The sequence below is a fragment of the Solirubrobacter ginsenosidimutans genome, from assembly GCF_027587205.1.
On record NZ_JAPDOD010000060.1, the window covers coordinates 25,711 to 52,267 of the forward strand.

At 71.6% G+C, this 26,557-nt stretch carries 22 protein-coding genes; 11 read left to right on the forward strand and 11 right to left on the reverse strand.

Going from position 1 to position 26,557, the window contains the following annotated elements; translation table 11 throughout:
• Positions 1–4: 4 nt before the first annotated feature.
• A complete protein-coding gene (locus OM076_RS38210; protein WP_270045445.1) occupies positions 5–1,219 on the reverse strand; it encodes a phage tail protein in 1,215 nt (404 codons plus the stop codon).
• 39 nt (positions 1,220–1,258) lie between these two features.
• Between OM076_RS38210 and OM076_RS38215 the strand changes: the two genes are divergently transcribed.
• The gene (locus OM076_RS38215; RefSeq protein ID WP_270045446.1) at positions 1,259–2,182 is read left to right on the forward strand and encodes a nucleoside hydrolase; all 924 of its coding nucleotides are present in this window, start codon (positions 1,259–1,261) and stop codon (positions 2,180–2,182) included.
• 19 nt (positions 2,183–2,201) lie between these two features.
• Here OM076_RS38215 and OM076_RS38220 read toward each other — a convergent pair whose 3' ends face one another.
• Positions 2,202–4,160 (reverse strand): choice-of-anchor D domain-containing protein, encoded by a 1,959-nt coding sequence (locus tag OM076_RS38220; protein WP_270045447.1) that lies wholly within the window; start codon positions 4,158–4,160, stop codon positions 2,202–2,204.
• A gap of 58 nt (positions 4,161–4,218) precedes the next feature.
• On the opposite strand from OM076_RS38220, the gene treZ reads away from it, so the two are divergent.
• Genes treZ through OM076_RS38235 form a run of 3 tightly spaced genes read left to right on the forward strand, consistent with a single transcriptional unit; the run spans position 4,219 to position 10,030 of the window.
• A complete protein-coding gene (treZ, locus tag OM076_RS38225) occupies positions 4,219–5,946 on the forward strand; it encodes a malto-oligosyltrehalose trehalohydrolase (protein WP_270045448.1) in 1,728 nt (575 codons plus the stop codon).
• A complete protein-coding gene (gene glgX / locus OM076_RS38230; RefSeq protein ID WP_270045449.1) occupies positions 5,946–8,063 on the forward strand; it encodes a glycogen debranching protein GlgX in 2,118 nt (705 codons plus the stop codon). The genes treZ and glgX overlap by 1 nt, the downstream gene beginning before the upstream one ends.
• Entirely contained in the window at positions 8,060–10,030 is a 1,971-nt protein-coding gene (locus OM076_RS38235; RefSeq protein WP_270045450.1) for an alpha-amylase family glycosyl hydrolase, read from the forward strand. The genes glgX and OM076_RS38235 overlap by 4 nt, the downstream gene beginning before the upstream one ends.
• On the opposite strand, the gene OM076_RS38240 is transcribed toward OM076_RS38235, so the two are convergent.
• The gene (locus OM076_RS38240; RefSeq protein ID WP_270045451.1) at positions 10,016–12,064 is read right to left on the reverse strand and encodes an FG-GAP repeat domain-containing protein; all 2,049 of its coding nucleotides are present in this window, start codon (positions 12,062–12,064) and stop codon (positions 10,016–10,018) included. The two genes, OM076_RS38235 and OM076_RS38240, sit on opposite strands and share 15 nt — an antisense overlap.
• 55 nt (positions 12,065–12,119) lie before the next feature.
• Complete coding sequence (locus tag OM076_RS38245; RefSeq protein ID WP_270045452.1) at positions 12,120–13,250, reverse strand: branched-chain amino acid ABC transporter substrate-binding protein; 1,131 nt, start codon at positions 13,248–13,250, stop codon at positions 12,120–12,122.
• A 40-nt stretch (positions 13,251–13,290) separates the two neighbouring features.
• Between OM076_RS38245 and OM076_RS38250 the strand changes: the two genes are divergently transcribed.
• Positions 13,291–13,743, forward strand: coding sequence for a hypothetical protein (locus OM076_RS38250; RefSeq protein ID WP_270045453.1), 453 nt, complete (start codon positions 13,291–13,293; stop codon positions 13,741–13,743).
• Here OM076_RS38250 and OM076_RS38255 read toward each other — a convergent pair.
• Positions 13,703–15,160, reverse strand: a complete 1,458-nt coding sequence (locus OM076_RS38255; RefSeq protein WP_270045454.1) for a GGDEF domain-containing protein — start codon at positions 15,158–15,160, stop codon at positions 13,703–13,705. The genes OM076_RS38250 and OM076_RS38255 overlap by 41 nt on opposite strands.
• 10 nt (positions 15,161–15,170) lie before the next feature.
• On the reverse strand, positions 15,171–15,608 hold the full coding sequence (locus OM076_RS38260; protein ID WP_270045455.1) for a GNAT family N-acetyltransferase: 438 nt from the start codon (positions 15,606–15,608) through the stop codon (positions 15,171–15,173).
• 18 nt (positions 15,609–15,626) lie between these two features.
• On the opposite strand from OM076_RS38260, the gene OM076_RS38265 reads away from it, so the two are divergent.
• On the forward strand, positions 15,627–16,829 hold the full coding sequence (locus OM076_RS38265; protein WP_270045456.1) for a glycosyltransferase family 4 protein: 1,203 nt from the start codon (positions 15,627–15,629) through the stop codon (positions 16,827–16,829).
• On the opposite strand, the gene OM076_RS38270 is transcribed toward OM076_RS38265, so the two are convergent.
• Positions 16,786–17,286 (reverse strand): acyltransferase, encoded by a 501-nt coding sequence (locus OM076_RS38270; protein WP_270045457.1) that lies wholly within the window; start codon positions 17,284–17,286, stop codon positions 16,786–16,788. The genes OM076_RS38265 and OM076_RS38270 overlap by 44 nt on opposite strands.
• 38 nt (positions 17,287–17,324) lie before the next feature.
• Here OM076_RS38270 and OM076_RS38275 point away from each other — a divergent pair, with 38 nt between their 5' ends.
• A complete protein-coding gene (locus OM076_RS38275; RefSeq protein ID WP_270045458.1) occupies positions 17,325–17,654 on the forward strand; it encodes an STAS domain-containing protein in 330 nt (109 codons plus the stop codon).
• Here the strand turns inward: OM076_RS38275 and OM076_RS38280 are convergent.
• Complete coding sequence (locus tag OM076_RS38280; RefSeq protein ID WP_270045459.1) at positions 17,627–18,871, reverse strand: clostripain-related cysteine peptidase; 1,245 nt, start codon at positions 18,869–18,871, stop codon at positions 17,627–17,629. The two genes, OM076_RS38275 and OM076_RS38280, sit on opposite strands and share 28 nt — an antisense overlap.
• Positions 18,872–19,026: 155 nt before the next feature.
• Here OM076_RS38280 and OM076_RS38285 point away from each other — a divergent pair, with 155 nt between their 5' ends.
• The gene (locus OM076_RS38285) at positions 19,027–21,453 is read left to right on the forward strand and encodes a M6 family metalloprotease domain-containing protein (protein WP_270045460.1); all 2,427 of its coding nucleotides are present in this window, start codon (positions 19,027–19,029) and stop codon (positions 21,451–21,453) included.
• Between the two features lie 51 nt (positions 21,454–21,504).
• On the opposite strand, the gene OM076_RS38290 is transcribed toward OM076_RS38285, so the two are convergent.
• Together OM076_RS38290 and OM076_RS38295 are read right to left on the reverse strand one after the other, a co-directional pair.
• A complete protein-coding gene (locus OM076_RS38290; RefSeq protein WP_270045461.1) occupies positions 21,505–22,404 on the reverse strand; it encodes a thioredoxin domain-containing protein in 900 nt (299 codons plus the stop codon).
• Between the two features lie 2 nt (positions 22,405–22,406).
• The gene (locus OM076_RS38295) at positions 22,407–23,309 is read right to left on the reverse strand and encodes a Dyp-type peroxidase (protein ID WP_270045462.1); all 903 of its coding nucleotides are present in this window, start codon (positions 23,307–23,309) and stop codon (positions 22,407–22,409) included.
• Between the two features lie 60 nt (positions 23,310–23,369).
• Here OM076_RS38295 and OM076_RS38300 point away from each other — a divergent pair, with 60 nt between their 5' ends.
• The 3 genes from OM076_RS38300 (at position 23,370) to OM076_RS38310 (ending at position 26,179) form a co-directional block, all read left to right on the forward strand.
• Positions 23,370–25,037, forward strand: coding sequence for a DEAD/DEAH box helicase (locus OM076_RS38300; RefSeq protein ID WP_270045463.1), 1,668 nt, complete (start codon positions 23,370–23,372; stop codon positions 25,035–25,037).
• Between the two features lie 78 nt (positions 25,038–25,115).
• Positions 25,116–25,514 (forward strand): hypothetical protein, encoded by a 399-nt coding sequence (locus tag OM076_RS38305; RefSeq protein ID WP_270045464.1) that lies wholly within the window; start codon positions 25,116–25,118, stop codon positions 25,512–25,514.
• Entirely contained in the window at positions 25,511–26,179 is a 669-nt protein-coding gene (locus tag OM076_RS38310) for an HAD family hydrolase (protein WP_270045465.1), read from the forward strand. The genes OM076_RS38305 and OM076_RS38310 overlap by 4 nt, the downstream gene beginning before the upstream one ends.
• A 103-nt stretch (positions 26,180–26,282) precedes the next feature.
• On the opposite strand, the gene OM076_RS38315 is transcribed toward OM076_RS38310, so the two are convergent.
• Positions 26,283–26,557: hypothetical protein (locus OM076_RS38315; RefSeq protein ID WP_270045466.1), on the reverse strand; the 275-nt coding region annotated here is incomplete at its 5' end.

A 26,557-nucleotide genomic window follows, 5' to 3' on the forward strand; every position in this document is an offset into this window, starting at 1 on the left:
GGGGTTATCTTTTCGGGACGGTGAGGGTGCGGGAGGTGCCCGGGACGTTGGCGCCGCCGTTGCGAGCGATGACGACCACGCGGTAGTTGGTCGCGCGGGTGCGGCGTGAGACTGCCGAGATGCGGTAGCGGGAGCGGGTGGCGTCGAGGGCGCTGACCGTCCCGCGCTTGTAGAAGCCCCACTTGCCCGAGGCCGTCTGGCGCTGGAGTGAGACGCGCCCATTCGGGACGGCCGGCCAGATCGCGCCTTCGATGCGGACGCGCTTGCCGCGCAGGCGCTTGGTCTTCAGCCCCACCTTGGCCGCCACCGAGGCGGTCGTGACCGGGCTGTAGACCGGCACCGCGGTGCGGGTCACGACCCGCAGGTGCGTCGTCAGCAGGAGCGCCGGCACGGTGAAGTTGAACGCGCCGCCCGAGTTCGCCGTCACGGTCGCGATCTGGGCGTACGGGGCGCTGTAGGGCCAATCCTGCTTCTCGAGCGCGACCGGGGTCGAGCCGGCGCCGCTGACGCTGCCCGCGATCGTCAGCCCGCTGCCCCACACCGGGCGGATCGTGGACGGCGTGATCGCGACGCCGGTGGGCGCCTTGGGCGTCGTGAAGCTGCGGCTGCCGCCGCGGGCGATGCCCGCCGGGCTGGTGGCGACGGCGCGGAAGTAGTACTTCGTCCCCGCCTTGAGGTCGCCGATCGTGGCCGAGACGGACACGGTCGATCCGCCGGCGCCGACCGTCTGCTCAGGCGTCGCCGCACCGTAGGCCGTGGAGGTCCCGTACTCGAAGTGCATGGTGGTGGCCAGCGAGCGCGGGTTCACGCCCGCGTTGAGGGTCGCCCCCAGCGCGCTGACCGCCGTGGCCGCGCGACTGCTGATCGACGGAGCGGCCGCGGGCGACGCGGTCTTGAAGGTCTTGTCGGACCCGCGCGCCACACCCGCCGCGTTGGTGGCGACGAGCCGGAAGTGGTAGGTCGTGTTGTTCGTCAGGTTCGAGAGCGTCGCCCGCGCGCTGACGTCGGTGGTCCCGGAGCCCGCGTCCACCGCGGCCGTCGTCAGCCCGTAGGACGACGATGTGCCGTACTCGAACTGGTAGGTGGTGGCGTCGCCGCCCGGGTTGAGGGTGCCGGTGACGGCGGCCGAGCCCGTGGTCACAGACTCTGCACCGCCCGTGGTGGCGGTGGGAGCGGCCTGTGCCAGGACGGCGCTGAGGAGGAGGGCGGCGATCTGCATGACAGCGTTCGAACACGCGAACCGCCAAGATGATGCGCAATGCCGAAGCCGGTGATCATCGACTGCGACCCTGGCCACGACGACGCGATGGCCCTCATGCTCGCAGTCGCCAGCCCTGAACTCGAACTGGTGGCCGTGACGACCGTCGCGGGAAACCAGACGCTCGACAAGGTGACCGCGAACGCCATCCGCGTGCTCGACGTCGTGCAGGCCGACCACATCCCCGTCGCCGCGGGCGCCGATCGCGGCCTCATCCACACCGCCGAGGCGGCCGGGGAGGTCCACGGCGAGACGGGGCTCGACGGTCCCGATCTCCCGCCGCCGTCACGCGCCCCGGAACCGCTGCACGCGGTCGAACTGCTCGCCCAGAACCTGCGCGAACGCCCGCTGACGCTGATCGCCATCGGGCCGCTGACGAACATCGCACTCTTCATCGCCACCCACCCCGAGCTGCGTGGTCAGATCGAGAAGCTCGTGATCATGGGCGGCGCGATCGGCCTCGGCAACGTCACGCCGAGCGCCGAGTTCAACGTCTGGGCCGATCCGGAGGCCGCCCACCGCGTCTTCACCTCCGGCCTGGACATCACGATGGTCGGCCTCGACGTCACCCACCGCGCGATGCTCTCCGCCGAGCGCGCCGACGCCCTGCGCGAGACCGGCCACGCCGGAGCGGTCGTCGCCGACCTGCACCGCTTCTACCGCCAGTTCCACGAGAAGGTCTACGGCCACAGCGACACCCCGGTCCACGACGCGCTCGCCGTCGCCCACGTGATCGTCCCCGAGGTCATCACCACCCAGCAGCTGCCGGTCGAGATCGACATCACCCACGGTCCCAGCCGGGGCCGGACGGTGGTCGACCAGCTCGGGCGCACCGGCGCACCCGCGAACGCCCACGTCTCGGTCGACGTGGACGCCGCGGGCTTCATCGACCTGCTGACCGGGCGGATCGCCTCGCTGAGCTGAGCTGAGCTGAGCCTCAGGCTCAGCCGGTGAACTTCGGGTGCGGGGCCTGCTTCGGCGCGAGCGGGATCAGCAGCACGATCCGCTGTGTGCGCGTGGTCGTCTGGCCCGACCCGAACGTCGTGTTGATCGTCAGCGTGGCGGTCATGCGGCGCTTGCCGGCCTTCTGGGCGGCGCGGACGAACGACTTGGGCAGCGTGAGCTTGAGCGTGCGGACCTGACCGCCCTTGACGCTGATGTCGTCAAAGCGCGCCAGAACCTGGGTCTTCGCGGCCGCGGCCGCGGCGACGGCGCGCAGGCGGCGGCTCTCGATGTCGCCGGCCCGCAGCTTGAGCGAGCCGTCGACCTTGCAGACGTCACCCGCGGGGCAGGTGAGCGGCAGGGAGACGGTGTTGTCGACACGGCTCACCGTCGCCTTGCCGCCGGCCTTCGGCGACAGCGCGGCCCCGTCGGCCGGGGGCGTCGGGGTGGGCGTGGGCGTGGCCGTGGGGGTGGGCGGAGCGGCGGCCGCGGTGCCGGTGCCGGTCAGCGTCACCGAGTGCGGGCTACCGGGAGCGCTGCTCTCCACGGCCAGCGAGGCCGTGTGCGCGCCGGTCCGAGCCGGCGCGAAGGCGAACCGGACCACGCAGGTCGCGTCCGCGGCGAGCGTGGCGCCGCAGTCCGTGCCGGCGAGCGTGAAGGCGCTCGCGTCGGCGCCGGTCAGCGCGAGGTTCGCGAGGGCCAGCGCGCCGGCGCCGGTGTTCTTGAGCGTCACGCTCTGCTCCGCGCTGGTCTGCCCGGTCGTGACCGAACCGAAGTCCAGGCCCGCGGCGGACAGCCCCAGCCCGGGCCCGCCGACCGTGAACGTGACGCTGTTCTCCGAGCCCAGGCGCTCGTCGTTGCCCGAGTAGACCGCTTGAAGAGTGTGCGTGCCCGTCGTGGCGGGCGCGGTCGTGGCGCAGGTCGCCGTGGCGGCGGGGGCCGTCGCCGCGCTGAAGGCCTGGTTCTGGCATCCGGGGATCGCGACGCCGTCGAGCTTGAAGCTCACCGTGCCTTCGCCGCTGCCGACCGCCGCCGGCGTGACGACGCCGTTGAAGGTCACGTTGCTCGAGGGCGCGACCGCCGTCACGGGCGCTTCGGCCACGGTCACCGTGGCGAGCTTCGCGTAGGTGATGACGACGCTCGGCACGTGGCTCGTGTTGAGCTGGCCCGTGCAGGTGATCGAGACATCGCAGTAGCTCGAACCGCCGCCCCCGCCGCCGCCGAGAAAGGCCGACGAGTAGCCGTGGCCGCCGGTGCCGCCGCCGCCGCCGAAGTAGCCGGCGCCGCCACCGCCGCCGCCGGAGCCGTCCGCCACGCTCAGCTGACCACCGTTGCCACCGTCGCCGCCGGCCAAGGACGAGCCGCCTTGGCTGTTGTTGCCGAGGGAATAGCCTGCGGCCCCGAGGCCCGCGGCGACGTCCGTCGCCGGGTGGCCGATGCTGTAGCCCGAAAGGCCGTCCCAGTCCAAGCCGGACGTCGCCGCCGTGGACGGGGGATACGACGCGTTGCCGCCGGCCGCCCCGGTCGAGCCCAGGAGCCCGTCGCCGCCGGTTCCACCGCCGCCGCCGGCGAGCACGTACTGCGCTCCGGCGGCGCTGACCGACGAGTAGCCGCCGCCGTCGCTGCCGTCGTCAAGATCGTTCCCGAACTGATTCATAGCCAGACCGCCGGAGCCGCCACCGGCGTTGACGCAGACGGTGTACGACCCGCCGGGGGTGACCGCGAACGAACCCTGGACCACGGCGCCCTTGCCGCCCACGCCGCCGCCGCCGTTGGCACCGGTGGCCTTCACCGTGACGAGGCTGACGCCGGTGGGCGCGACGAAGGTGCTGCCGCAGCCCTGCGTCGTGTAGGTCTTGACCACTTGGCCGGGCGGAGGATCAGCCTGGGCGGCTGCAGCCGGCAGTGCGAGCAGTGCTGCGGCCGTGGCGAAGGCGAAACGGAACGGATGGGATCGCATACCTCCGGAGATCGTCTGCGCGGGCCGCACCTTGAAGCCGTGCCAAGATGCCGCCCCGATGCCCGCCTACCCCTTCGAGCGCCCGCTCGGCGCCTTTCCGCAGCGCAACGGGCGCACCGAGTTCCGCGTCTGGGCGCCGAACCCGGAGACGATCGCGCTGCGCCTCAACGGCTCAGACCACGCGCTCGAACCCGCGGGCTTCGACATCTTCGAGGCGACCGTCGACGCCCAAGCGGGGGACGACTACGCGTTCGTGCTCGACGGCGTCGAGCTGCCGGATCCCTGCTCGCGCTGGCAGCCGCAGGGCCTGCGCGGGCCGTCGCGGGTCGTCGACCCGCACACGTTCGAATGGACGGACGGCGGCTTCCGCCCGCCCGGGCTGGCCGACAGCATCATCTACGAGCTGCACGTCGGCACGTTCTCCCCGGAGGGCACCTTCGCCGGCGCGATCGGGTACCTCGCCCCGCTGGCCGAGCTCGGGATCACGACGATCGAGCTGATGCCCGTGGCCGAGTTCCCGGGCGAACGCGGCTGGGGGTACGACGGCGTCTACCAGAGCGCCACCCAGTCCTCCTACGGCGGCCCGCTCGAGCTGCAGAAGCTCGTCGACGCCGCCCACGCCCTCGGCCTGGCGGTGATCCTCGACGTCGTCCACAACCACGTGGGCGCGTCCGGGACCAAGGCACTGCTGGCCTACGGGCCGTACTTCACCGACAAGCACCACACGCCATGGGGCGCCGGGCTCAACGTCGACGACGAGCAGTGCGACGCCGTCCGCGAGTGGGTATGCCAGAGCGCGGAAGGGTGGGTGCGCGACTTTCACATCGACGGCCTGCGCCTGGACGCGATCCACGCGATCGTCGACTCCAGCCCCGAGCACCTCGTGGCCGAGATCGCCCGCCGCGTCCACGCCGCGCGCCCCGGCGCGCTGGTGATCGCCGAGTCCGGCCTCAACGACCCGCGGGTCATGCGCGTCCCTGAGCTGGGCGGGCACGGCTGCGACGCCGCCTGGGCGGACGACTTCCACCACGCGCTCAGAACGCTCCTGACCGGCGACACCGATGGCTGGTACGCCGAGTTCGACTCGCTCGCGCTGCTCGCGAAGGCGTTCAAGCGCCCGCACGTCCACGACGGGACCTATTCCGCGTTCCGCAAGCGGCGCTTCGGGGCAAGCGCCGCTGACGTGCCGCCCGAGCGCTTCGTCGTCTTCTCCGCCGACCACGACCAGATCGGCAACCGCGCCTTGGGCGACCGCCTGCCGGTCGAAACCCGCGCGCTGGCGGCGTTCTGCACGCTCCTGTCACCCTTCACGCCCATGCTGTTCCAGGGCGAGGAGTACGGCGAGCGGGCGCCGTTTCAGTTCTTCTCTGACCACATCGATCCCGAGATCGCCGACGCGACCCGCGAGGGCCGCCGGCGGGAGTTCGCCTCCTTCGCCGAGTTCAGCGGCGAGGAAGTGCCCGACCCGCAGGATGTGGCGACCTTCGAGCGCTCCAAGCTCACCCGCACCGGCGAGCCCGACGGAATGCTCGAGCTGCACGCGAATCTGATCCGCGCTCGCCGCGAGCTCGTACCGCCAGGGGATGTGGACGACGTGACCTTCGACGAGCGCCAAGGCTGGCTGGCCGTGCGCCGCGGCGAGTACACGCTGCTGGCGAACTTCGGGCGCGCCGCGGTTCACGTGCCGCGTGAGCGCGCGGAGGAGGTCATCCTCGCGACCCACGAGCCGACCGTCGAACCCGGCTTCGTCGTGCTCGCCGGGCTCTCCGGGGCGCTGGTGCGCTGATGGAGGTCTGGCCTGGGGCGCCGTTCCCGCTCGGCGCGACGTGGGACGGCGAGGGAACGAATTTCTCGATCTTCTCCGAGCACGCGGAGCGCGTCGAGCTCTGCCTGTTCGATGGGGATGGCGACGCGGAGACCTGCGTCGAGATGACCGAGCGCACGTCGCTGAACTGGCATTGCTACCTGCCCGGCGTGCACGCGGGCCAGCGCTACGGCTTCCGCGTCCACGGGCCGTACAGCCCGCAGACCGGCCATCGCTTCAACTCGGCCAAGTTGTTGCTGGACCCGTACGCGAAGTCGATCGAGGGGCCGATCCTCTTCGACAAGGGCAACGTCCACCCGTACGTCACGACGGGTGGCGAGGACGACGATCTGACGCCCGATGACTCCGACGACGCCGCGGCGATCCCGAAGTGCGTGGTCATCGATCCGCGCTTCGACTGGCAGGACGACCGCCCGCCGAACACGCCGCTGGCCGACAGTGTCATCTACGAGACACACGTCAAGGGCTTCACGATGCAGCATCCGGACGTCCGCGAGGACCTGCGCGGCACCTACGCCGGGCTCGCGTCCGACGCCGCCGTCGGCTACCTCAAGCAGCTCGGCGTGACCGCGATCGAGCTGCTGCCAATCCACCACATCGCCGACGAGGCCTTCCTCGCCGATCGCGGGCTGACCAACTACTGGGGCTACAGCACGATCGGCTTCCTCGCCCCGCACTCGCCGTACGCCGCCACCGGCAAGGCCGGGCAGGAGGTGCGCGAGTTAAAGGGCATGGTCAAGGCCCTGCACAAGGCGGGGATCGAGGTGATCCTCGACGTGGTCTACAACCACACCGCCGAGGGCAACCATCTCGGCCCGATGCTCTCGTTCCGCGGCGTCGACAACGCGGCCTACTACCGCCTGGTGCCGGACGATCTGCGCCACTACATGGACTACACGGGCACGGGCAACACGCTCAACGTGATGCATCCGAGCGTGCTGCGGCTGATCATGGACTCGCTGCGCTACTGGGTGATCGACTGCCACGTCGACGGCTTCCGCTTCGATCTGGCGAGCGCCCTGGCCCGCGAGCTCTACGACGTCGACCGGCTCTCGGCCTTCTTCGACGTCATCCATCAGGATCCGGTGCTCTCCCAGGTCAAGCTGATCGCCGAGCCGTGGGACGTCGGGCCCGGCGGCTACCAGGTGGGCAACTTCCCGGTGCTGTGGTCGGAGTGGAACGGCATCTACCGCGACACGATGCGGGACTTCTGGCGCGGCGAGGCGCACGTCGGCGAGTTCGCGCAGCGCCTCACGGGCAGCTCCGACCTCTATCAGGACGACGGCCGCCACCCGTTCGCCTCGATCAACTTCATCACCGCCCACGACGGCTTCCCGCTCGCCGATCTGGTCTCGTACAACAACAAGCACAACGAGGCCAACAAGGAGGACAACCGCGACGGGACCGACGACAACCGGTCCTGGAACTGCGGTGTCGAGGGGCCGACGGACGACCCCGAGATCCTCAAGCTGCGCGCCCGCCAGCAGCGCAACTTCCTGGCGACGCTACTGCTGTCGCAGGGCACGCCGATGCTGCTCGGCGGCGACGAGTTCGGCCGCACCCAGGGCGGCAACAACAACGGCTGGTGCCAGGACTCCGAGGTCTCCTGGTTCGACTGGACCTTGCTGGAGACCAACGAGGCGCTGCTGGAGTTCACGCGCAAGCTGATCGCCCTGCGGCGCGCGCACGCGGTCTTCCGCCGCCGCCAGTTCCTGTTCGGGCGCGAGGTCGAGGGCTCCGGCCTTCCCGACGCGGCCTGGTTCGCGATGGACGGCGAGCGGATGCGCGACGAGGAGTGGGGCGGCTCGGTGCCCGTCGTCGGCGTGTTCCTCAACGGCGAGGAGATCGCGTCCCCGGACTCGCGCGGGCGTCAGGTGCTCGACGAGTCCTTCCTGCTGCTCTTCAACGCCCACCACGAGGACCACGCGTTCACGCTGCCCGAGAAGGCGTTCGGCGAGGCGTGGACCGTCGTGTTCGACACCGCCGAGGACGGGATCGGCGTCCAGGAGATCTCCGCGGGCGCGGTGGTCGACCTGGTCCACCACTCGCTGGTGCTGCTGCGCCGCGTCTCTCAATGACGGAGTTCCGGGCGACGTACCGGCTGCAGCTGGGTCCCGGGTTCGGCTTCGCCGAGGCGGCCGAGCTCGTCGGCTACCTCGCCCGCCTCGGCGTGTCTCACGTGTACCTGCCGCCGTCCTTTCAGGCGCGCGAGGGGTCCACGCACGGCTACGACGTCGTCGACCCCACGTCGATCTCGAAGGAGCTCGGCGGCCAGGAGGCCTTCGACGCGCTGGTCGAGGCGGTTCGGGGCGCCGGCCTGGGGATCGTGCTCGACATCGTCCCCAATCACATGGCGACCGACGCCGCCAATCGCTTCTGGGCGGACCGGACGCTGCGCGAGCAGTTCTTCGACATCGACCCGGTCACCGGACGGCACCGCCGCTTCTTCGACGTCGACCACCTCGCCGCGCTGCGCCAGGAGGACCCGGAGGTCTTCGAAGCCACCCACGCGCTGGCCCTGCGGCTGGTCCGCGAGGGGATCGTCGACGGGCTCCGCATCGACCATCCCGATGGGCTCGCCGATCCCGCCGGCTATCTGGAGCGGCTGCGCGCCGGGGGCGTGGAGCACGTCTGGGTGGAGAAGATCCTCGACCCCGGCGAGCAGCTGCGCGATTGGCCGATCGACGGCACCGTCGGCTACGAGTTCCTCAATGACGCCTGCGCGCTGTTCGTCGATCCGGCGGGCGAAGCGCCGTTGACCGACCTGTGGGTGGAGGTCGCGGGCGACGACCGGCGCTTCGGCGAGCTCGCGTTCGAGGCCAAGCTCGAGCAGACGCGGACGACGTTCGTGCCGGAGGTCGAGCGGCTGCTGCGCGACGCACCTTCGCGGGTGACCGGGCTGGAACGCGCGCTGGCGTCGTTTCCGGTCTACCGCACCTACGTGGAGCCGTGGACGGGGCGCGTGGAAGCAGCCGACCGCGAGGCGATCTCCGACGCCGGCCTGTCGACCTCGATGGCGCGGGTGCTCGCGCTCGAGACGCCCGGGTGGGACGCGTTCGTCACCCGCTTCCAGCAGACCACGCCGCCGGTGATGGCCAAGGGCGTCGAGGACACCGCGTTCTACCGCTACGCGCGGCTGCTGGCCTTGAACGACGTGGGTGGCGACCCGTCGCGGTTCTCACTGAGCGTCGACGCCTTCCACGCCGCCAATCACGCGCGGGCGGAGCGCTTCCCGCGCAATCTCTTGGTCACCCAGACCCACGACACCAAGCGCAGCGGTGACGTTCGCGCGCGGATCGGCGCGCTGGCGGGGATGGCCGACGAGTTCGCGGCGCACACCCGGACGTGGCTCAACGCCTGCCGGTCTTTGACCTCGGGCGGCGCGCCGACGCCCGTCGAGCAGCACTTCATCTTCCAGACGCTGCTCGGGGTATGGCCGATCTCCGCGGAGCGGCTCGCGCAGTACCTCGAGAAGGCGATGCGCGAGGCCAAACAGCACACGACGTGGATCGCGCCGGACGAGACCCACGAGGCCGCGGTCCAGTCCTTCGCCCGCGCCCTGCTCACCCACCGCGACTTCCTGCGCGACTTCGTGCCGTTCCAGGAGCGCGTGGCCGAGGCGGGCGACCGCGCCGCACTTGGCCAGCTCCTGCTCAAGCTGACCGTCCCGGGCGTGCCCGACATCTACCAGGGCGACGAGCTGCTGCGCCTCTCGCTGGTCGACCCGGACAACCGCCGCGCCGTCGACTGGGACGAGCGCCGCGCCGCGCTCGACGACCCGCCGCCGAAGCTCGACCTGATCGTGCGCGCGCTGGCCCTGCGGGCCGAGCGGCCGGACGCGTTCACCGGCGACTACGCGCCGCTGCCCGCCGGCGACCGCGCCGTCGCGTTCGTGCGCGGCGGCACCGTGCTCGCGGCGACGCTGCTGCGCGGCGCGCCGGTCTCGCTCGCGCTCCCGCCGGGCGAGTGGCGCGACGTGCTGGGGGAGCAGACCGTCTCCGGCACGCTCACCCTCGACGGCATCGCGCTGCTAGCGCGCGGCTAGCCGCGACCTGACCGCCGGCGCCCGGCGGGCGCGGACGGTCAGCGTGATCGTGAGGGCGCGCTGGCCCGCTGCGGTGACCCGCACGGTGAGCTTCGTGCCCACCGGAAGTGCCCGCTTGGTGAAGCTCGCCAGCGAGAGGGTCCCGGCGGCGACGTCGCGGCGGGTCAGCGACGTGCGCGAGCAGCCCTTGCGGCAGGCGACGGTCACGGTCGTCAGCCGCGGCAGGCCTTCGAGGCGCAGGGCGGTGAAGCGGGTGCTCGTGCGGCCGGCGTGCTGCTTGGCGACGAGCCGGACGGCGAGCAGGCGCGGTGCCGCCAGCGGGAGGGCGACCGGTGGGTTGGGCGGGAGAACGACCGGGCCGGGGCTCCCCAAGCCGAGCCCCGTGACGGTGAGGCGGCGCGGCGCGAAGAGGCTGTCGGCGTCGATGATGACGTCGACGGCACGCAGTCCGCTCGCGCTCGGCGCGAACCGGACCATCACGCTGCACGTCTCGCCCGGTGCGACCCGCTTCCCGGTGCATCCGTCGTCGGAGGGCTGCAACTCGTCCCCGACGCTCACGGAACGGATCGTCGCGGGGCGCGGACCGTTGTTGAACACGCGCAGCGGGAACGCCGCGCCCGCCACGCCCACGGCCACCGGCGGCATGGGCGGCGGCTGCAGCTCGATCGCGCTCGCGGTGTCGACCGTGGTCACCGCTTCCGCGCTGCCGAGCTCGTGGCCGCCCGCGTCGAGGGCGACGGCGCGCAGGCGGTAGTCGCCGTCGGCCCAGGCGTCGATCCGGGTGATGCCGGAGCGGGGGTTCACGACCAGTTCGCGCTCGGCGCCGGGACCCGTCAGGTGCAGTCGCAGCTGGGCCGCCTTTCCGAACAGCCGCGTGAGGTCGAACGCCTTGTCCTGCGTGCGGGCGGGTGCGGACAGCGTCACCGCCGGCGTGTGGTTGCTCCAGACGCGGAGGCCCCAATCGTCGCCCGCACTGTCGCCGATCAAGAGGTCCGTCTGCCCGTCGCCGTCGAAGTCGCCGGCCGCGAAGCCGAACGCGTGCGCGCGGTCACCGAGCGGTTGGACGAGCGGGTCGCCGAAGCGACCGCCTTCGAAGCCGGGCAGGATCACCAGACGCGCTTGCCCGGCTTCGGTGGTCGCCACGGTCGCGAGGTCCGTGAGGCCGTCGCCGTTGAAGTCACCCGCGAGCAACGTGCTCGCGGTGCCGCCGAGCAGCTTGGACTCATAGCCGTGGTCCGGGTCGCCGGCGTGCGTCACGACCACCCGCTCGCCGTAGTCGTCGATCGCGGCGCGGTCGACGTCGCCGTCCCCGTCGAGGTCGAGCGTGAGCGGCGCGCCGAACGCGTCGCCGGAGCCGTAGGACTCGACCGCCGGCGCCAGCCCGCTCGCGCCGCCTGCGAAGTACGAGCTGCCGAACTGGTTGTGGATCGCGAGCGCGTCGAGCCGTCCGTCACCGTCGAAGTCGGCGACCTCGAGGTCCTTCGGCGTCGCGAGCGTGGCCAGGCCGGTGACGGTGAAGCCGCCATCGGATTGCCCGCTGGCGATGTTCAGCACATCCGCTGGGAAATTGACGTAGGCGAGGTCCGCGCGCCCGTCGCCGGTCAGGTCGCCGATGCCGAGCTGGCCCGACTTCTCGCGCTCGAACGTGGGCGTGAAGCCGCCGGTGGCCGTGGCGCGCAGCACCGTGAACCCGAACGTCTCCTCAGCGACGATGTCACGCCGCCCGTCGCCGTCGAGGTCGACCAGCGCGACGCGGTTGACGGTGCCGTCCACGGAGTACGTTCCCGCGACGTCGTAGCCGCCCTGCGGCTTGCTCAGGAGCACCTTGATCGCGGCCTGCCACCCGGTGCCGCTCGCGAAGACGATGTCGGATCGGTCGTCGCCGTTGAGATCGGCCACGGCGGGAGCGGGCCGCCACTCCGTCGCGATCGGCGCGCCCGCGGGCACGAACGCGGGCGTCTGCGCCCGCGCGGTACTCACGACACCGCCGAAGGCGGCGAGGACCAGCAGGGTGGACCATCCGTGGCGTCCCAAGCGGAGCGGGAAACTAGAGCGTTACTCCTGACTCGTCAAGCCCGGCGCCAACCGGTCAAGCGGCGGTGATGGCGCCGTTGAAGACCAGATTCCTGCCTTTCACGCCGTAGAGGCCGTAGGAGCGCAGGGTGGTGTCGCCGTTGGCGTCCAGGGAGTAGGTGCCGAGGACGCTCGCGCGGTTCTGGACGCCGGTGCGCAGCCAGCCGAGCAACGCCTCCTTGGTCGCACCCGCCGCGTTGGCGCCGTCGAGGATCAGCTTCATCACCTCGTAGCCGTAGAGCTTGTACGGATCAGCGTTGGCGAAGCTCGCGCCTCCCGGGTAGGCGCTCGGAGCCAGCGTCGAGACCGTGACCGTCATCCGCTTGGCCACGGACGCGCTGATGTGGTCTGTGAAGCCGGACTCGGCCACGCCGTCTGAGCCGAAGAGCTTCGCCTTGCGGCTCACACGGTTGAACATCCGCGTGGCGCCGTTGGCCGTGATTCCGGTGTAGGCGATGCAGTCGCCCTTGATCGAGGAGAAGCGGCGCGTGCCGCGGCGGATCCTGGTCGTGCTGGCCACCTTCATCCCCAGCCGTGCCGCGGAGCGGCGCATCAGCGTGCCCATGCCCTTGCCGTAGGTCTCACCGTCGTGCACGGAACCGATGCGCTTGCAGCCGGCGTCGCGCATCGCGGTCGCGAGCGCGTCGGCCTGGACCTGGTCGTTGGGCATGATGCGGAAATAGGTCCGCTCGCCGGTCGGGTAGTACTTGTCCGGCTCGCCCGGGTTCGCGCCCGGGCCGTCTGTGGTGAGCCCGATCGCGGTGTTCGAGGGGCTGATGACCGGGACCCCGGCCTCGTTGGTGATCGGGATCATGACCGCGGCCGCGCCGGAGTTGAACGGGCCGAGGATCGCGAGCGTCGAGTCGTCCTGCGCCGCTCGCCGGGCATTGCGGGCGACCAGTTCGGGAACCCAGGAACCCGCCCGCTTGGTGGCGTCGTTGAGCGTGACGAACTTGATCGCCTGGCCGCCGGCCATCCCGCCGGCTTCCTGAAGCGCCTGGCGCGCGCCGTCGTTGACCGCCTTCGTCTGCGTCGATGCAGGGCCGCTGAGCGGCAGCGACGAGTAGATCGTGCGCGTCTGGCCCTGGGCGGTCGCCGGGATCGCCGCCGACGCGATCAGGACACCCAGAATGATTGACCGTTTCATGTGTTCGGCTGGTACCCCGGTCGCTCTAAACTGAGTCCCGATGGATCGCAGTGCCGCGGAACGCCTGGTGAGGAAGGATCTCGACGGGACGACCGGGATCGGGAAGCCCATCTCGAGCCGGGCGCGCATGTCCCAGCGCACGGTCGAGGCCTACCTGAAGGCCGGCGTGCGGCCGCGCTGGATGGAGCGGATCTCGGAGATCGACCACTCGATCGCCGCGCAGAAGCGGCGGCTCGCCCGCTCGCACCGCGCCTTGAGCGAGGAATGCGGAGAGGACCGCGCGCTGTTCGCCGAGCGCTGGACCGGGTTCGCCCAGCGCTGCCGCTTCGAGGAGCTCAACGAGCTGATCACGCAGCACAACGACTGGTACCCGATCGAGCGCGACCTGCCGATGGACCTGCGCACGCGCGACTACGTGCTCATCAACGGCCGCTCGTACCGGCGGCAGTTGCTCAGCCCTCAGTGGGTGCTGGAGCAGTTTCCGGCCGAGTAGCCAGCTTGGTGCGGTCGCGGCCGCCGACCTTGGCCTCGTAGAGGGCGGCGTCGGCGCGCGCCAGCAGCTCCGCCGCGGACTCGCCGCGGTCCCAGAACGCCACGCCCGCCGAGCAGGTCTGGCCCTCGGTCACCGCTCCGCGGAGCCGGTCGACGAGCGCGACGGCGTCGGCCTCCGTGCACCCGGGCGCGATCAGCGCGAACTCCTCGCCGCCGTAGCGCGCGAGGCTGTCCGTGGCGCGCAGACAGCCCTGCCAGGCGCCCGCCACCTCGGTCAGCAGCCGGTCGCCGGCGGGATGGCCGTGCGAGTCGTTGAACGCCTTGAAGTGGTCGAAGTCGAACATCGCGAGGGCGACCGGGTTGCCTTCGCGCTCGGAGCGTTTGAGCTCACGCGTGAGCTGCTCGTCGAACGCGCGCCGGTTGCCGATGCCGGTGAGCGCGTCGACGCGGGTGAGCTTCTCGAGCTCGAAGAGCGTGGTCGTGCGCTCGATCGCCACGGCCGCCTCGCTCGAGAGCAGCTCGATCAGCGACAGCTCACGGTCTGGACGCTCCGCGGGCTCCTGCTTCCAGAACACGGTCAGCACGCCCACCGCACGCCCGCCGGCGAGCAAGGGCGCGAACAGCGCCGCGCCCCAGCCGGCGACGCCGAGCAGCTGCGCCTTGGCGCGATAGATCGTCTGGTTGTTGTCGAACGCCTGGCGCGATGCCGCTCCGTGCCCGGGCGGGAGCTCCGCGCCCACGACGTCGGAGCCGACCGCGGAGGTGGCGCGCAGCATGCCGTCCGGCGTCGCCGTCCAGAGGATCGACCCGTCCGCGCCGGCGAGGTCGCGGGCGGTCTCGCACAGGTCGCGCTCGAGCTCGGCGGCGTCCGAGACCCGCGCCAGCCGGCTCGTCGCCTCCCCGAGCCGGCGCAGGGTGCCCGCCTCGTCGGCGCGCTCTCGCTCCCGGCGGGCGAGCTCGACGTGGGCGGTGATCGCCGCCGCGAGCACCCGCAGCGTCTCCAGGTCGTCACGCGTCGGCGTCTTCGGTTCCTCGCCCGCGATGCACAGCGTCCCGATCCGCTGCCCGCCCGCGGTGACGGGCGTTCCGGCGTAGAAGCCGAGGCCCATGGTGTTGTCGGCGAAGCGCGGATCAGCGGCCGTGTCGGGGACGACGAACGGCCCGTCGCCACCGATCGCGTGGGCGCAGAAGGAGTCCGCGCGCGGCGCCTCGTCGCCGTTGGCCATCCCGGCGCCCGCCTTGGTCCACTGCCGGTCGGAGTCGACCAGGTTGAACGCGGCGATCGGGGCGCCCAACAGGCGGGCGGTCAGCGCGACGAGCTCGTCGAACGCGGGGTCCGGCCCTGACCCGAGCAGACCGGTCCCGCGGAGTGCTGCGAGACGCTGCGGCTCGGTTTCAGCAACGGGAGCGGAATCCATGACCCGTGGGTCATCGTAGGGACCAGGCCATTCGGTGGTCCGGCTCGTGCTCCTCGTTGTCGGCCCCGTCGGTACTACGGGTGATCGCGAAACCGTGGGCCTCGTAGAACGCGATGGCGCCGGCGTTGCGCTGGAAGACCCAGAGCTCGAGGTCGGCGTTCGCCGCCTGCGCCGCCCGCAGCAGGGCGGACCCGTGACCCTGCCGGTGGTGGGCGGGATCGACGTAGAGGTGGTCCACCTCGTTGCCCGACAGCGCCAGGAAGCCCACCACGGCGCCGTCGGCCTCGGCGACGGTCACACCCCCGCCTTGCACGACGCGGGCGTAGAACGCGTGGTCCTCCGCGTCGGTGTGGAGCTTGGGCAGGAACGCCAGCGAATGGTCGCGGGCTGCCTGGAAGACCTTCGTGACGGCGGCGGCGTCGGCGGGCTGCGCGGGTCTCAGCGACATGACGCTAGGGTGCCAGAGGTGCGGATTCTGACGCTCTCGTGGGAGTACCCGCCGATCGTCGAGGGCGGCCTCGCGCGGCACGTGCGCAAGCTGTCCGAGCAGCTCGTGCGCGATGGCCACGAGGTGCATGTCGTCACCCGCGGCGGCGGGCGGCTGGAGTCGGTCGAGGATCGCCACGGCGTCGTGGTGCACCGCGTGCGCGAGCCCGAGTTCCCCAAGGACGACCTCGACGCGTTCATCGCGTGGGTCGAGCACATGAACGAGGACATGCTGGCGGCGGGCGCGGAGCTCGGCGGCGGCTTCGACGTCGTCCACTCGCACGACTGGCTCGTCGCGAGCGCCGGCCGGTCGCTGGCGCGGCGGCGCCGGGTGCCGTGGCTCGTCACGGTCCACGCCACCGAGTACGGCCGCCACCAGGGGTGGGTGGACAAGCACCCGCAGTCGCACATCCACGGCGTCGAGCGGCGGATGGCGCGCGGCGCCGACCACGTGATCACGTGCTCGCACTTCATGCGCGAGCAGGTCGCGGACGTCTTCGGCGTGGCGCGGGCGCGCATCAGCGCGATCCCGAACGGCATCGACCCCTCGGACCTGCAGCCGGTGGCCGATCTCCCGCGCCTGCGCGCGAAGTTCGCGGCGCCCGACGAGAAGCTCGTGCTCCTGGTCGGCCGGCTCGTCTACGAGAAGGGCTTCCACCTCGCGCTGGACGCGCTGCCGGGGCTGATCCGGCGGGTGGGGAAGGTGCGCTTCCTGATCGCCGGCTCGGGCACCGCCGAGGCCGAGCTCAAGGAGCAGGCCGAGCGCCTGGGCCTGATGGAGCACGGCACGTTCGTCGGCTGGACCGGCGACGACGTCCTGCACTCGCTCTACCGCATCGCCGACCTCTGCCTGGTGCCGTCGATCTACGAGCCGTTCGGGCTCGTGGCGCTGGAGGCGATGGCCTCGGGCTGCCCGACGATCGTCGCCGACACCGGCGGCCTGCGCGAGGTCGTGCCGCGCGGGCGCCGCGTGGGGCTGCGCTTCCGCGCCTCTTCCGTGCGCTCGCTGGAGCGGATGGCGCAGCAACTGTTGACCGACGATGCGCTGCGCGAGCGCCTCGTGGCGGAGGCGAGCGAACACGTCCTGCGCTTCGACTGGGCGGAGGTCGCGCGCGAGACGACGGGCGTGTACGGGCGCCTCATCGCCTCCCGCCGCCGCCTGCGCCGCGCGGCGACGACCTGACCGGCGCGGGCTTCGGCTTCGGCGGCGCCGGGACGACCGCGTAGGGCGCGATCTCCTCGCCCGGCGCGACCCGCGCGCCCGGGCCCAATGAAGCGTGCGGGCCCAGGACTGCGCCCGCCCCGACCGTGATCGGCGCGCGGCGCAGCGGCTGTGCGCGGACCGGTGTCTCGACGTCGTCCCAGGTCGGCGCGGCGTCGTTGAGCGCCGCCCAGTGGCCGATCCGTGCCCGCTCGCCGATCTCCACGCCCGCGTGGGCGACGATCACCGCCCGCTCGCCCACGGCGACGCCCGCACCGACCCGGATCTCGCCGGCCACCGCCTCGATCCGGCAGTCCGGACCGAGCGTCACGCCGGGCCCGAGAATCACGCGCGCGCCCGGCGCGACCCGCACGCGCGCGCCGGCGCCGACCCGCACGGAACGCGCGGCGACGAGCCGCCCACGCGAACGCGCCCGCATCGCCACGACTCTCACCATTTCAAACACGGCGCGATACGGTGGCAGCGATCGAACGCTTCAGCACCGCATCCCGGCGCATCGGCGAGACGACGCACATCGAGGTCCACGGGGAGCTCGACTGCTCGACGGTCCCCTGGCTGGAAGGTCGCATGGACGCCGTCCTCCACGACGGCCACGGTCCTGTCGTCCTCGACCTCAGCGACCTGCGCTTCATGGACGTCTCCGGCCTCCGGCTCGCCGTTCGCCTCAAGGCCCGCGCGCAGCTGCACGGCGTCGACCTGTCGCTGATGGAGGGTCCCGCGCCCGTCGAGCGGGTGTTCGAGCTGACCGGCATGCGCCCCTACGTGCCGCGCACCGCGCGCCGGTAGGAGCGCAGGAACTCGTCCCAGCCGTGGCGCTGGGCGAAGCGCAGGTCCTTGTAGTAGGGCGAGATCTCGTCGGTCGGGGCCGGGAGGTACGCGGTCACGCCGCCGCAGTGCTCGACGCTCTCGCCGAGGTTCGCGTTGGCGACCACGAAGTCGCCGCCCGGCTTGAGCGCGTCGAGCACCTTCTTCGCCGCGGTCTTGACCGCGCTCTCGAACGGCTGGGCGCGCACCTGCTCGCAGAAGGTGCGCAGGTCGATCAGCTCGCCGTCGAAGCGCGTGCTGCGGGTGTGGGCGCGCAGCAGGCGGGTGGCGTCGACGTCGTCGTCCTTGATCACCCGCCGCAGCGCCATCGTGAAGGCGTCCACGGCGGTGGCGAACGGCTCGATCCCGGCGCTGTGGATCGCGCACATCGTCACCGGCCACATGTCCTCGGAGTGCTTGTAGGACTCGACGTAGCGCTTGACGACGACCCGCCCGAGGCCCGCGCCGTCGAGCGTCGGATTGGAGCGCAGGTCGGCCAGGATCTTCTCGTAGGGCCAGCCGTCGCCGGGCTCGAGCTCCTCGGAGGAGACGACCGCGCGGACGTCCTTCTCGCTCTGGTAGGCGACCTCGAGGCAGCTCATCAGGCACGCGTCCATCCCCAGCAGGTCGACCGGGCGGCCGAGCACCTCGTGCGCCTGCTTGAGGACGTTGCCGAGCTCGATCGTGTCGAGCGAGTGGCCGGTGCCGTCGTCGGACGCGATCGCCCGCAGGCGCGCGTTCGGTTGCGTCAGCGCCGCCTCGACCGTCGGCTTGAACAGGCTGCGGCCGATCTGGGAGGACCCGCGCGCGTCCAGCTCGCGCGCGCTCACGCCCGCGGACTTGACGCTCGAGTAGAGCTCGTCGAAGTCCAGCGGGTCCCAGCCCGAGCCGTGGTTCCAGATGATCAGCGCATAGCGCTCGGCGGGCGCCTTGGCCTTCGACCAGCGGATGAAGTCCACCATCGTCTGGGGGGAGCCCGAGTCGACGTCGCCGCCGAGGTTCTCGCGCAGCTCGTTCTTTCCGTCCTTGCTGATGACCATCCGATGTGCGGCCTGCTGCTCGAGCCGCTTGACGAAGACCGTCACCTTCAGCTCCTCGCCGGACCCGACCTTGCGCATCTCGGCGATGTCCTTGCCGGCGAATGACGTGAGGTTGTTGTACCCCGCCACGTAGACCATGAAGGTCCATTTCGCGCTCATGCGCTTGACCCTACAAGTCGTGGAGATCGCTCCACGACTCGTTGACATCTCATGAAGAGAACATGAGGATGAAATGGGGTTCAAGAGACGGAGGGTCTTGCATGCGTGTTCGAGGGGTAGTGGCGGCCGCCGGGATGGCGGCCGCAGTGTTTGGCGTGGGCTCAACGGCGGTGGCGGCGCCGCCCGCGCCGCTGGATCCGCAGAACTGGTCCTTCCAGGACAACCTGACCTGGGGCGACTACAAGAAGCTGCCCGGGCCGGACTATTCGGACCCGGCGATCCAGCCGACGGTCAAGAAGTGGAAGGTGGCGATCGTCCTCGCGGACTTCAAGGACCGCGACTTCATCGTCACGAAGGGGGCGGGGTCGACGATCTGGGGGACGCCGACCGCGACGGCCAACAACATCCCGCGCGAGCAGGTCGGCCAGTTCTACGCCGACTTCCTCAACAAGCCGTCGGCGACGAACAACTTCCAGACCATGAACCGGTACTGGATGGAGGACTCCTTCGGCAAGTACGGCGTCGAGCTGACGCCGTTCGGCCCGTACCGGCTGGACCACAACGCCTACGAGTACTTCATCTCGGCGTACGCCGGCACGACGCAGAACACCTACTGCCCGACGCCCGCGGCGACGCCGTGCAACCGCAACATCCGGACCGACCTGCGCGCGGCGTGGGCGGCGGCGGTCGGCGAGGCCAAGATCGCGGAGTACGACAACATCTTCTACACGGTCGCGGGCGAGGACCAGAGCTCGACGTGGCAGGAGTTCGGCGAGATGAAGTTCCTCTCGCAGGACACCGTCACCGACGCGTTCGGCCCCAAGGCCTACGACCCGACCAAGACCGTCAACTGGGCTCCCACGCGGTACGTGCCGTGGTCCTCGTGGGCGGTGGCGACGAACATCTGGCCGAACGCCTCGGGCAACACCTCGACCGAGGCCGAGAGCTCCGGCATGGCCGTCTACGCCCATGAGCTCTCGCACAACCTGAGCATCCCGGACAACTACAACAACCCGTTCGCGGCGACCCCGCAGCGGACGGCCTCCGGCATGTGGGACATGATGAGCCGCGGCTCGTTCAACGGGCCAGGCGGCCAGCACACCCGCTTCCAGATCCCGCCGACCCAGGGCGGCGCCCTCGGCGCCCAGCACAACCTGCGCAACAAGCGCTTCCTGAACTTCATCGGCGACGGCGACATCCTGCGCCTGAACCGCGGCGGCCTGGCGCAGTCAGGCGTGGCCGTGGCCGAGGTCAAGGCCCGTGAAGTCGCTCCGAATGGCGATCTCGCCGGCGTGCGCGTCCTGCTCGACGGCGGAGACAAGAACCCGGCCTGCCGGTACCACACGAACCCGACGTGTGAGGGCCCCTGGTTCACCTCGGCCACCGGCACGGGCGTGACCGCCGGGTTCAACGACTACACGATGGAGGTCGTCCAGCAGGTCGGCTCGGACTCCTACGCCCCGGGCCACGGCGTCCTCATCGGCAAGTCGAAGAACTCGAACTCGTCCTGCGGTTCCTTCTCCTGCTTCGTCTGGTACATCGACTCAAACCCGCAGGACATCAACCAGATCGACTACCTCAAGGCCGACGGCACCCCGGTCAAGGCGACGATCGGCGACGAGCGCCAGACCAACGACGGCTCGTTCAACGCCGGCCTGAACTCGGGCTCGACGTACGAGTACAAGGCGGAGGCCAACCGCCTCCAGTTCTACGTCATCAACAAGCGCACGGACGCCGACGGCATGCTGCGCTACACGGTCGCCGTGCGCTCGCTCGACGGCTCCGGCCCGCAGACGCGCGGCGTGGCCTTGGCCACCCCGCAGCGGGGGACGACCGAGGGCTTCGCCTCCTGCACGTTCCCGCTGACGAACACGGGCGCGGCGGCCGCCGTGCCTGCCGGTGTGCACCCGCAGGACGCGACCGCGTTCCTGGGCAGCGACGTCTACCGCCTCGCGGCGACCGCGAGCGGCACGGGCTGGACCGCACACCTCAAGAACGCGCTCGCCACCGCGAAGTTCGGCGAGACGATCCAGGTGCCGGTCTACATCGACAAGGCCGCCGGTGCGGCCGCGTCGGGCTCGGTCACGCTGACGGCGACGTCGGAGAGCGACGCGACCAAGACCGTCTCGGCGACCTGCACGACCACCGACGGCACGGTCGGCGGCAGCGTCCCCGCGACGCTCGCGCTGACGATGGGTACGCCGGCCTCGTTCGGCGCCTTCACGCCGGGTCTCGGGAAGGACTACTTCGCCACCACGACGGCGAACGTCATCTCGACGGCGGGTGACGCGGCGCTGAGCGTCGCCGACCCGAGCACGACCAACACCGGCAAGCTCGTCAACGGCACGTTCTCGCTGCCCGAGACGCTGCAGGCCAACGCGGTGCTGGGGACGACCTCCAACGGCGTCTACGCGCCGGTCGGCGGTGCCGCCACGCCGACGACGCTGCTCACGTGGGCCGCTCCGGCGTCCAACGCGGGCGTGACGATCGGCTTCAAGCAGCCGGTCAAGTCCACTGACGCGTTGCGCACGGGGACGTACAGCAAGACGCTGACGTTCACGCTGTCGACGACGACTCCGTAGGGGTACTGGCGGGCGGGGCCGGGTTTCCGGTCCCGCCCGCGGGGATGGCGTCTACGCCGCAGCGGCGAGCGCGACAGGCGCCGGCGGCACCCACAGCGCGTCGTGCCCGAACGGCAGGCGCGTGGCAGCGCCGTCGCCGATCGCGGCGATCAGGGCGTCCTCGGCCTTGTTGAGGTCCGGGGTGAACTTGTCGACGGTCATGATCAGGGCGACCTCGGCGGTCGTCAGACCGTCCGGGAAGGCCGTCAGCACCTCGGCGGCGTCCTCGGCGGGCGCGCGGCGCTCCAGCGACTGGTCGAGGTTGGCGATCAGCACGTCGTAAGCCTCGAAGGACTGGAACCCGCCGGCCTCCAGGGTCACGCCCTGGGCGTTCTTGAACTTCAGGCTCGGCGCCGTGTAGCGGACGCGGCCGTCGGAGTTCGCGTGCTTGTTCTGGAACTCGGTCGGGCTGTTGGCGGCGGTGCGGGCCTCGTCGCGGTCCTTGGCGAACAGCGCCTCGGTCTCGGGCTCGCCGGCGGCGGCGATGATCGCCTCGGCGTCGATGCCGGGGACCCAGCTGATCGCCTCCAGCAGGTCCTTGGCGTCCTCGAGGTCGAGGGTGCTGGTGAACTGCGCGAACTGGAGCGCACGGAAGACCGCGTACTCACGCTCGGGGGCGAGCCGGCGGGTGGCGACGACGACGCGGCACATCGGCCACGTGCCGTGCACCTTCTCGCGCGGCTCGGTGGCGAAGGGCATGCCGCGCTCGCGGAAGCTGCGGAAGCCGCGGGCCTGGCCGGCGGCCGTGTAGCCGCGGGACTCGTAGACGGCGCCGTTCTCGGTCAGGCCGATCATGACGTCGCGCCACTGAAGTTGATCGCCGTAGCGCCATTTCAGCGCGGCGAGTGCAGGGGAGGCCGACCAGGCCCAGGGGCAGCCGGGATCGGTGAAGTGGGTGACTTGGAGAGACACGATCATTGAGCGTACAACAACGGATGCGCCGGCCCGGGAGGGATGGCGAAGACGGCGCTTCCTCTCGCAGTGGTGTGCGGATGGAGGGCGTCGAGTTCTGACAGGCGCCGTTGGAGCGGGACGTACTGGCGGCGCGGGTCCTGCATGAAGGCGAGGAAGAGCAGGCCGTCGCCGGTGTCGTCGCCCCGTCTGAGGATCGTCACGCCGGTGGTGCGTGGCGCGGCCTGGACGATGTGGGCGTGGGCGGGGAGGTGTTGCAGGTCGGGCTTCTCGAACAGGCGGGTGCCGCCGAGCGGCGCGCCGGTGCGCTTGTCGCGGCCGATGATCTGCTCCTGCTCCGGCTCGCTCAGGTCGTGCCAAGTGGGTTGGACCGTGATGTCGCGGACGACGAGGTAGGTTCCGCCGACCATCCAGGTGCGGTCGCTTTTGACCCACACGTGGCGGTCGAGGTCGAGCGGGCGGCGCGGGTTCATCGTGCCGTCGCGGAAGCCGAGCGCGCCGTTGGGGGTTCTCTGGCCGTGGCGCTGCCAGCGGGGCGTGCCGAAGCGGGTGAGGGCGTCGGTGGGCTCGGTTGACGCGATCAGCACACAGGCGGCGCCGCCGCAGCGTTGCGGGTCGAGGTCGTCGCCCGCGAACGCCGGGAGGGGTTTGAGGCCGACGGGCGCGTCGCGCGTCGTGAAATGCTCGGCGCCGAACCCGAGCGTGACCGTCATCCCGCCTGTGCGCATCAGCTCCTCGGCGAGGTCGGGCCACTCGGGGGCGGGCGCGTCGAAGGCCCCGATCATCCCGTAGGTCAGGTGCGGGCCGGCGACCCCGGGCGGGTGGGGGTTGTGAAGGCTCGGGGGCGTGGAATCCGGCCGGTACGTCCGCTTCGGCCCCCGCTCATGCACCGGAACTCGTCGCACCTACCGGCATTTTCGCGCGTCGTCGCGACGTCCGGCGCGGCGCATAGTTTCTTCGGTCCCGTGACGTACGAGATCGATGCTCCCCCCCGCCCCACGGCGGGCCGCTCCCTGCCGTCCTGGCCCACCGCTCGCCCCCTGCGCGCGTGGCAACAGGCCGCCGCGGCCTCCGTGTTCGACTTCGACGGCGAGGCCTTCCTCGCCTCGGCGACCCCCGCCGCCGGCAAGACCACCTTCGGGCTGCACGTCGCCCACCGCATGCTCTCCGAGGGGCGGGTGGCGCGGGTGGCGGTCGTCGCCCCGACGACCCACATCTGCCGCCAGTGGGCGCTGGACGCCGCCCGCTACGGCATCCACCTCGAGCCCAACCGGCCCAACAGCGCCGGACCGGAACCGCGTGACCGCCACGGCGTGGCGGTCACCTACGCGACCGTCTCGGCGGGTCCCGAGGTCCATCGCCGGCGCGTCGCCGAGCGGCCCACGCTCCTGATCGCCGACGAGCCGCACCACATGGGCGAGGACGCCTCGTGGGGGCGGACGACGATCGAGGCGTTCGGTCGCGCGCGGTTCCGGCTATTGCTCTCGGGGACGCCGTTTCGCTCCGACAACTCGCCGATCCCGTGGGTCGCGTACGACGAAGAGGGCGTCTCGCGCGCGAATTACGACTACGGCTACACGCAGGCGCTGGTCGACGGCGTCTGCCGGCCGGTGACCTTTCACACGTACGGCGGCGACATGGAGTGGGTCAGCGACGGGCGGGTGCGCCGGGCGGACTTCGACGTCGTCCTGCCCGCCCCGGAGGCCGCGCGCCGGCTGCGGACCGCGCTTGACCCCGATGGCGACTGGATCACCCACGTGCTCCGTGACGCCGACGAGGAGCTGCGGTCGATCCGCGCGGGCGACCATAAGGACGCCGGCGGGCTCGTGATCGCGATCGACAAGGAGCACGCCGAGAAGCTCGCCGACCGGCTGGGCAAGATCACCGGCGACCGGCCGGACATCGTGCACTCCGACGCCGCGGACGCGTCGGCGCGCATCGCTCGCTTCTCGGCGGGATCGGCGCCGTGGTTGGTGAGCGTGCTGATGGTCTCCGAGGGCGTGGACGTCCCGCGCCTGCGGGTCGGCGTGTATGCCACGACGGCGCGCACGGAGCTCTTCTTCCGCCAGGTGATCGGGCGCTTCATCCGGCGCACGCCCTCGCCCAAGGTCCAGATGTCGCACGTCTTCCTCCCCTCGGACCCGCGGCTGAAGAAGCTCGCGGTGGAGATCGAGGAGGAGCGCAACCACGCGCTGGACCTCGGCCCGGTGGGTGAGCAGGTGGCCGAGCGTGGCGAGCGGGGCGAGGCGGGTGAGGCGTTTCGCGCCCTGTCCTCCTACGCCCGCCGCGACGAGGAGGTCCTGCAGACGACCCAGCCGGGGGACGCGCTGCAGCTCTTCGCCGAGCCGGCGCCGGCGGTTTCCCCCGCTCTGGCGGCGTTCACGGTGACGCCGGCGGCAGCGGTGGCCGCGGCAGCGTTCGAGCCGGAGACGGCGTTCGAGAAGCGCGAGCGGTTGCGGGCCGAGCGGGCGGTGCTGGTCGGGACGATCGCGAGGCGGACCGGCGAGGAGCACCGCGTGATCAACGCGCGGGTCAATCGCGAGGTGGGTGCGGCGTCGGTCAACAAGTCCACCGACGAACAGCTCGAGCGGGCGAACCGGTTGCTGGAGAAAGAGGCCGCCCGGCGGCGCTAAGCGGTCGCGCGAGCGTCGACTTTCTCGCGTACAGCTCGAGAAAGTCGACGCTCGTGTGGTGTGGGTAGCCTCGCGGGCATGGACGAGCTCCCTGAGTGGCCGGCCGGCACGGTCGCGGTGTTGTCGACCGGCGCGGGTGAGCCGCACGCGATCCCGGTCTCGACGGCGGTCCGCCGCGGCCCGCGGGAGCTCGTGCTGGCTCTGGCGCTGCGGCGCGAGTCCTTGGCGCGGCTGCGCGACGACCCACGCTGCGCGGTGACGGTGCTGGCGGCGGGCGATCTCGCGTTCACCGCGGTGGGTGTCGCGGTCGTGGAGGACGAGGGCCCGCGGGTGGCGGTCGTGCGCGTCGACGTCTCGCGCATCCAGGACCACGGCAACGCGACCTTCGTGATCGACGACGGCGTGCAGTGGCGCTGGACGGACGACGACGCCGCCCGCAACGACGCCGAGGTCCGCGCCCGGCTGTCGTCGTCGTGAAGGCCGCGGTCTTCGACTTCGGCGAGACGCTGCTCAGCGAGGAGCGGGCCTGGGGCGTGTGGGCGGACTGGCTCGGCGTCACCCACCAGGAGCTCTTCGCCGCCCTGGGGGCGACCGTCGAAGGCCGCTACCCGCACCGGCACGCCTTGGAGCTCTGCCGGCCGGGCTTCGATTTGTCACGCGCCTTCGCCGAGCGCGAGGCGGCGGGCATTCCGCGCCACGAGGAGCTCTACGACGTCTACCCGGACGCTGTCGGTGCGCTGGATCGGCTGCGCGCGGCGGGTGTGCGGGTGGGGTTCGCGGGCAACCAGCCGGCGGGCGCCGAGTCGTCCCTGGCCGGCCTCGTCCAGTCCGGCGACCTCGTCGCGACCTCCGCCGCCTGGGGCGTCGCCAAGCCCGACCCCGCCTTCTTCGCGCGGATCGTCGCCGAACTCGACCTCCCACCCGCCGAGATCGCCTACGTCGGCGACCGCGTCGACTACGACATCCTCCCGGCCGCCGCGGCGGGCATGTTCACCGTCCACCTCCGCCGCGGCCCCTGGGGAATCATCCAAGCCGCCTGGCCCGAAGCGTCCACCGCCGACGCCACCGCCGCCAACCTCGACGAGGCCACCACGGCAATCCTGAAGGGGTCAGACCCCTCAACATTGCAAACGGCGGTGTAGAGCCAAAAGAATTGTTGAGGGGTCTGACCCCCCTTTGGAGAGGAACGCGCGGAAGCCGCTCCCGCCGCCGACACGGCGGGAGCGGCCTCGCGATCTGGAGCGGCTAGGCCGCGGGTGCCGTGGCGCCGCCGGAGGCGGCGTCCGCGGCCGGGGCCGGAGCCGACTCGGCCGGTGCCGGGGCGGGCGTTTCGGCGGCGGGAGCCTCGGCGGCCGGGGCCGGGGCGGACTCGGCGGGCGCCGGGGCCGGAGTTTCGGCGGCCGGTGCCGGGGCGGGCGTTTCGGCGGCGGGGGCCGGGGCGGACTCGGCGGGTGCCGGGGCGGGAGCCTCAGCGGCCGGAGCCGGCGCGGACTCGGCGGGTGCCGGGGCGGGAGCCTCGG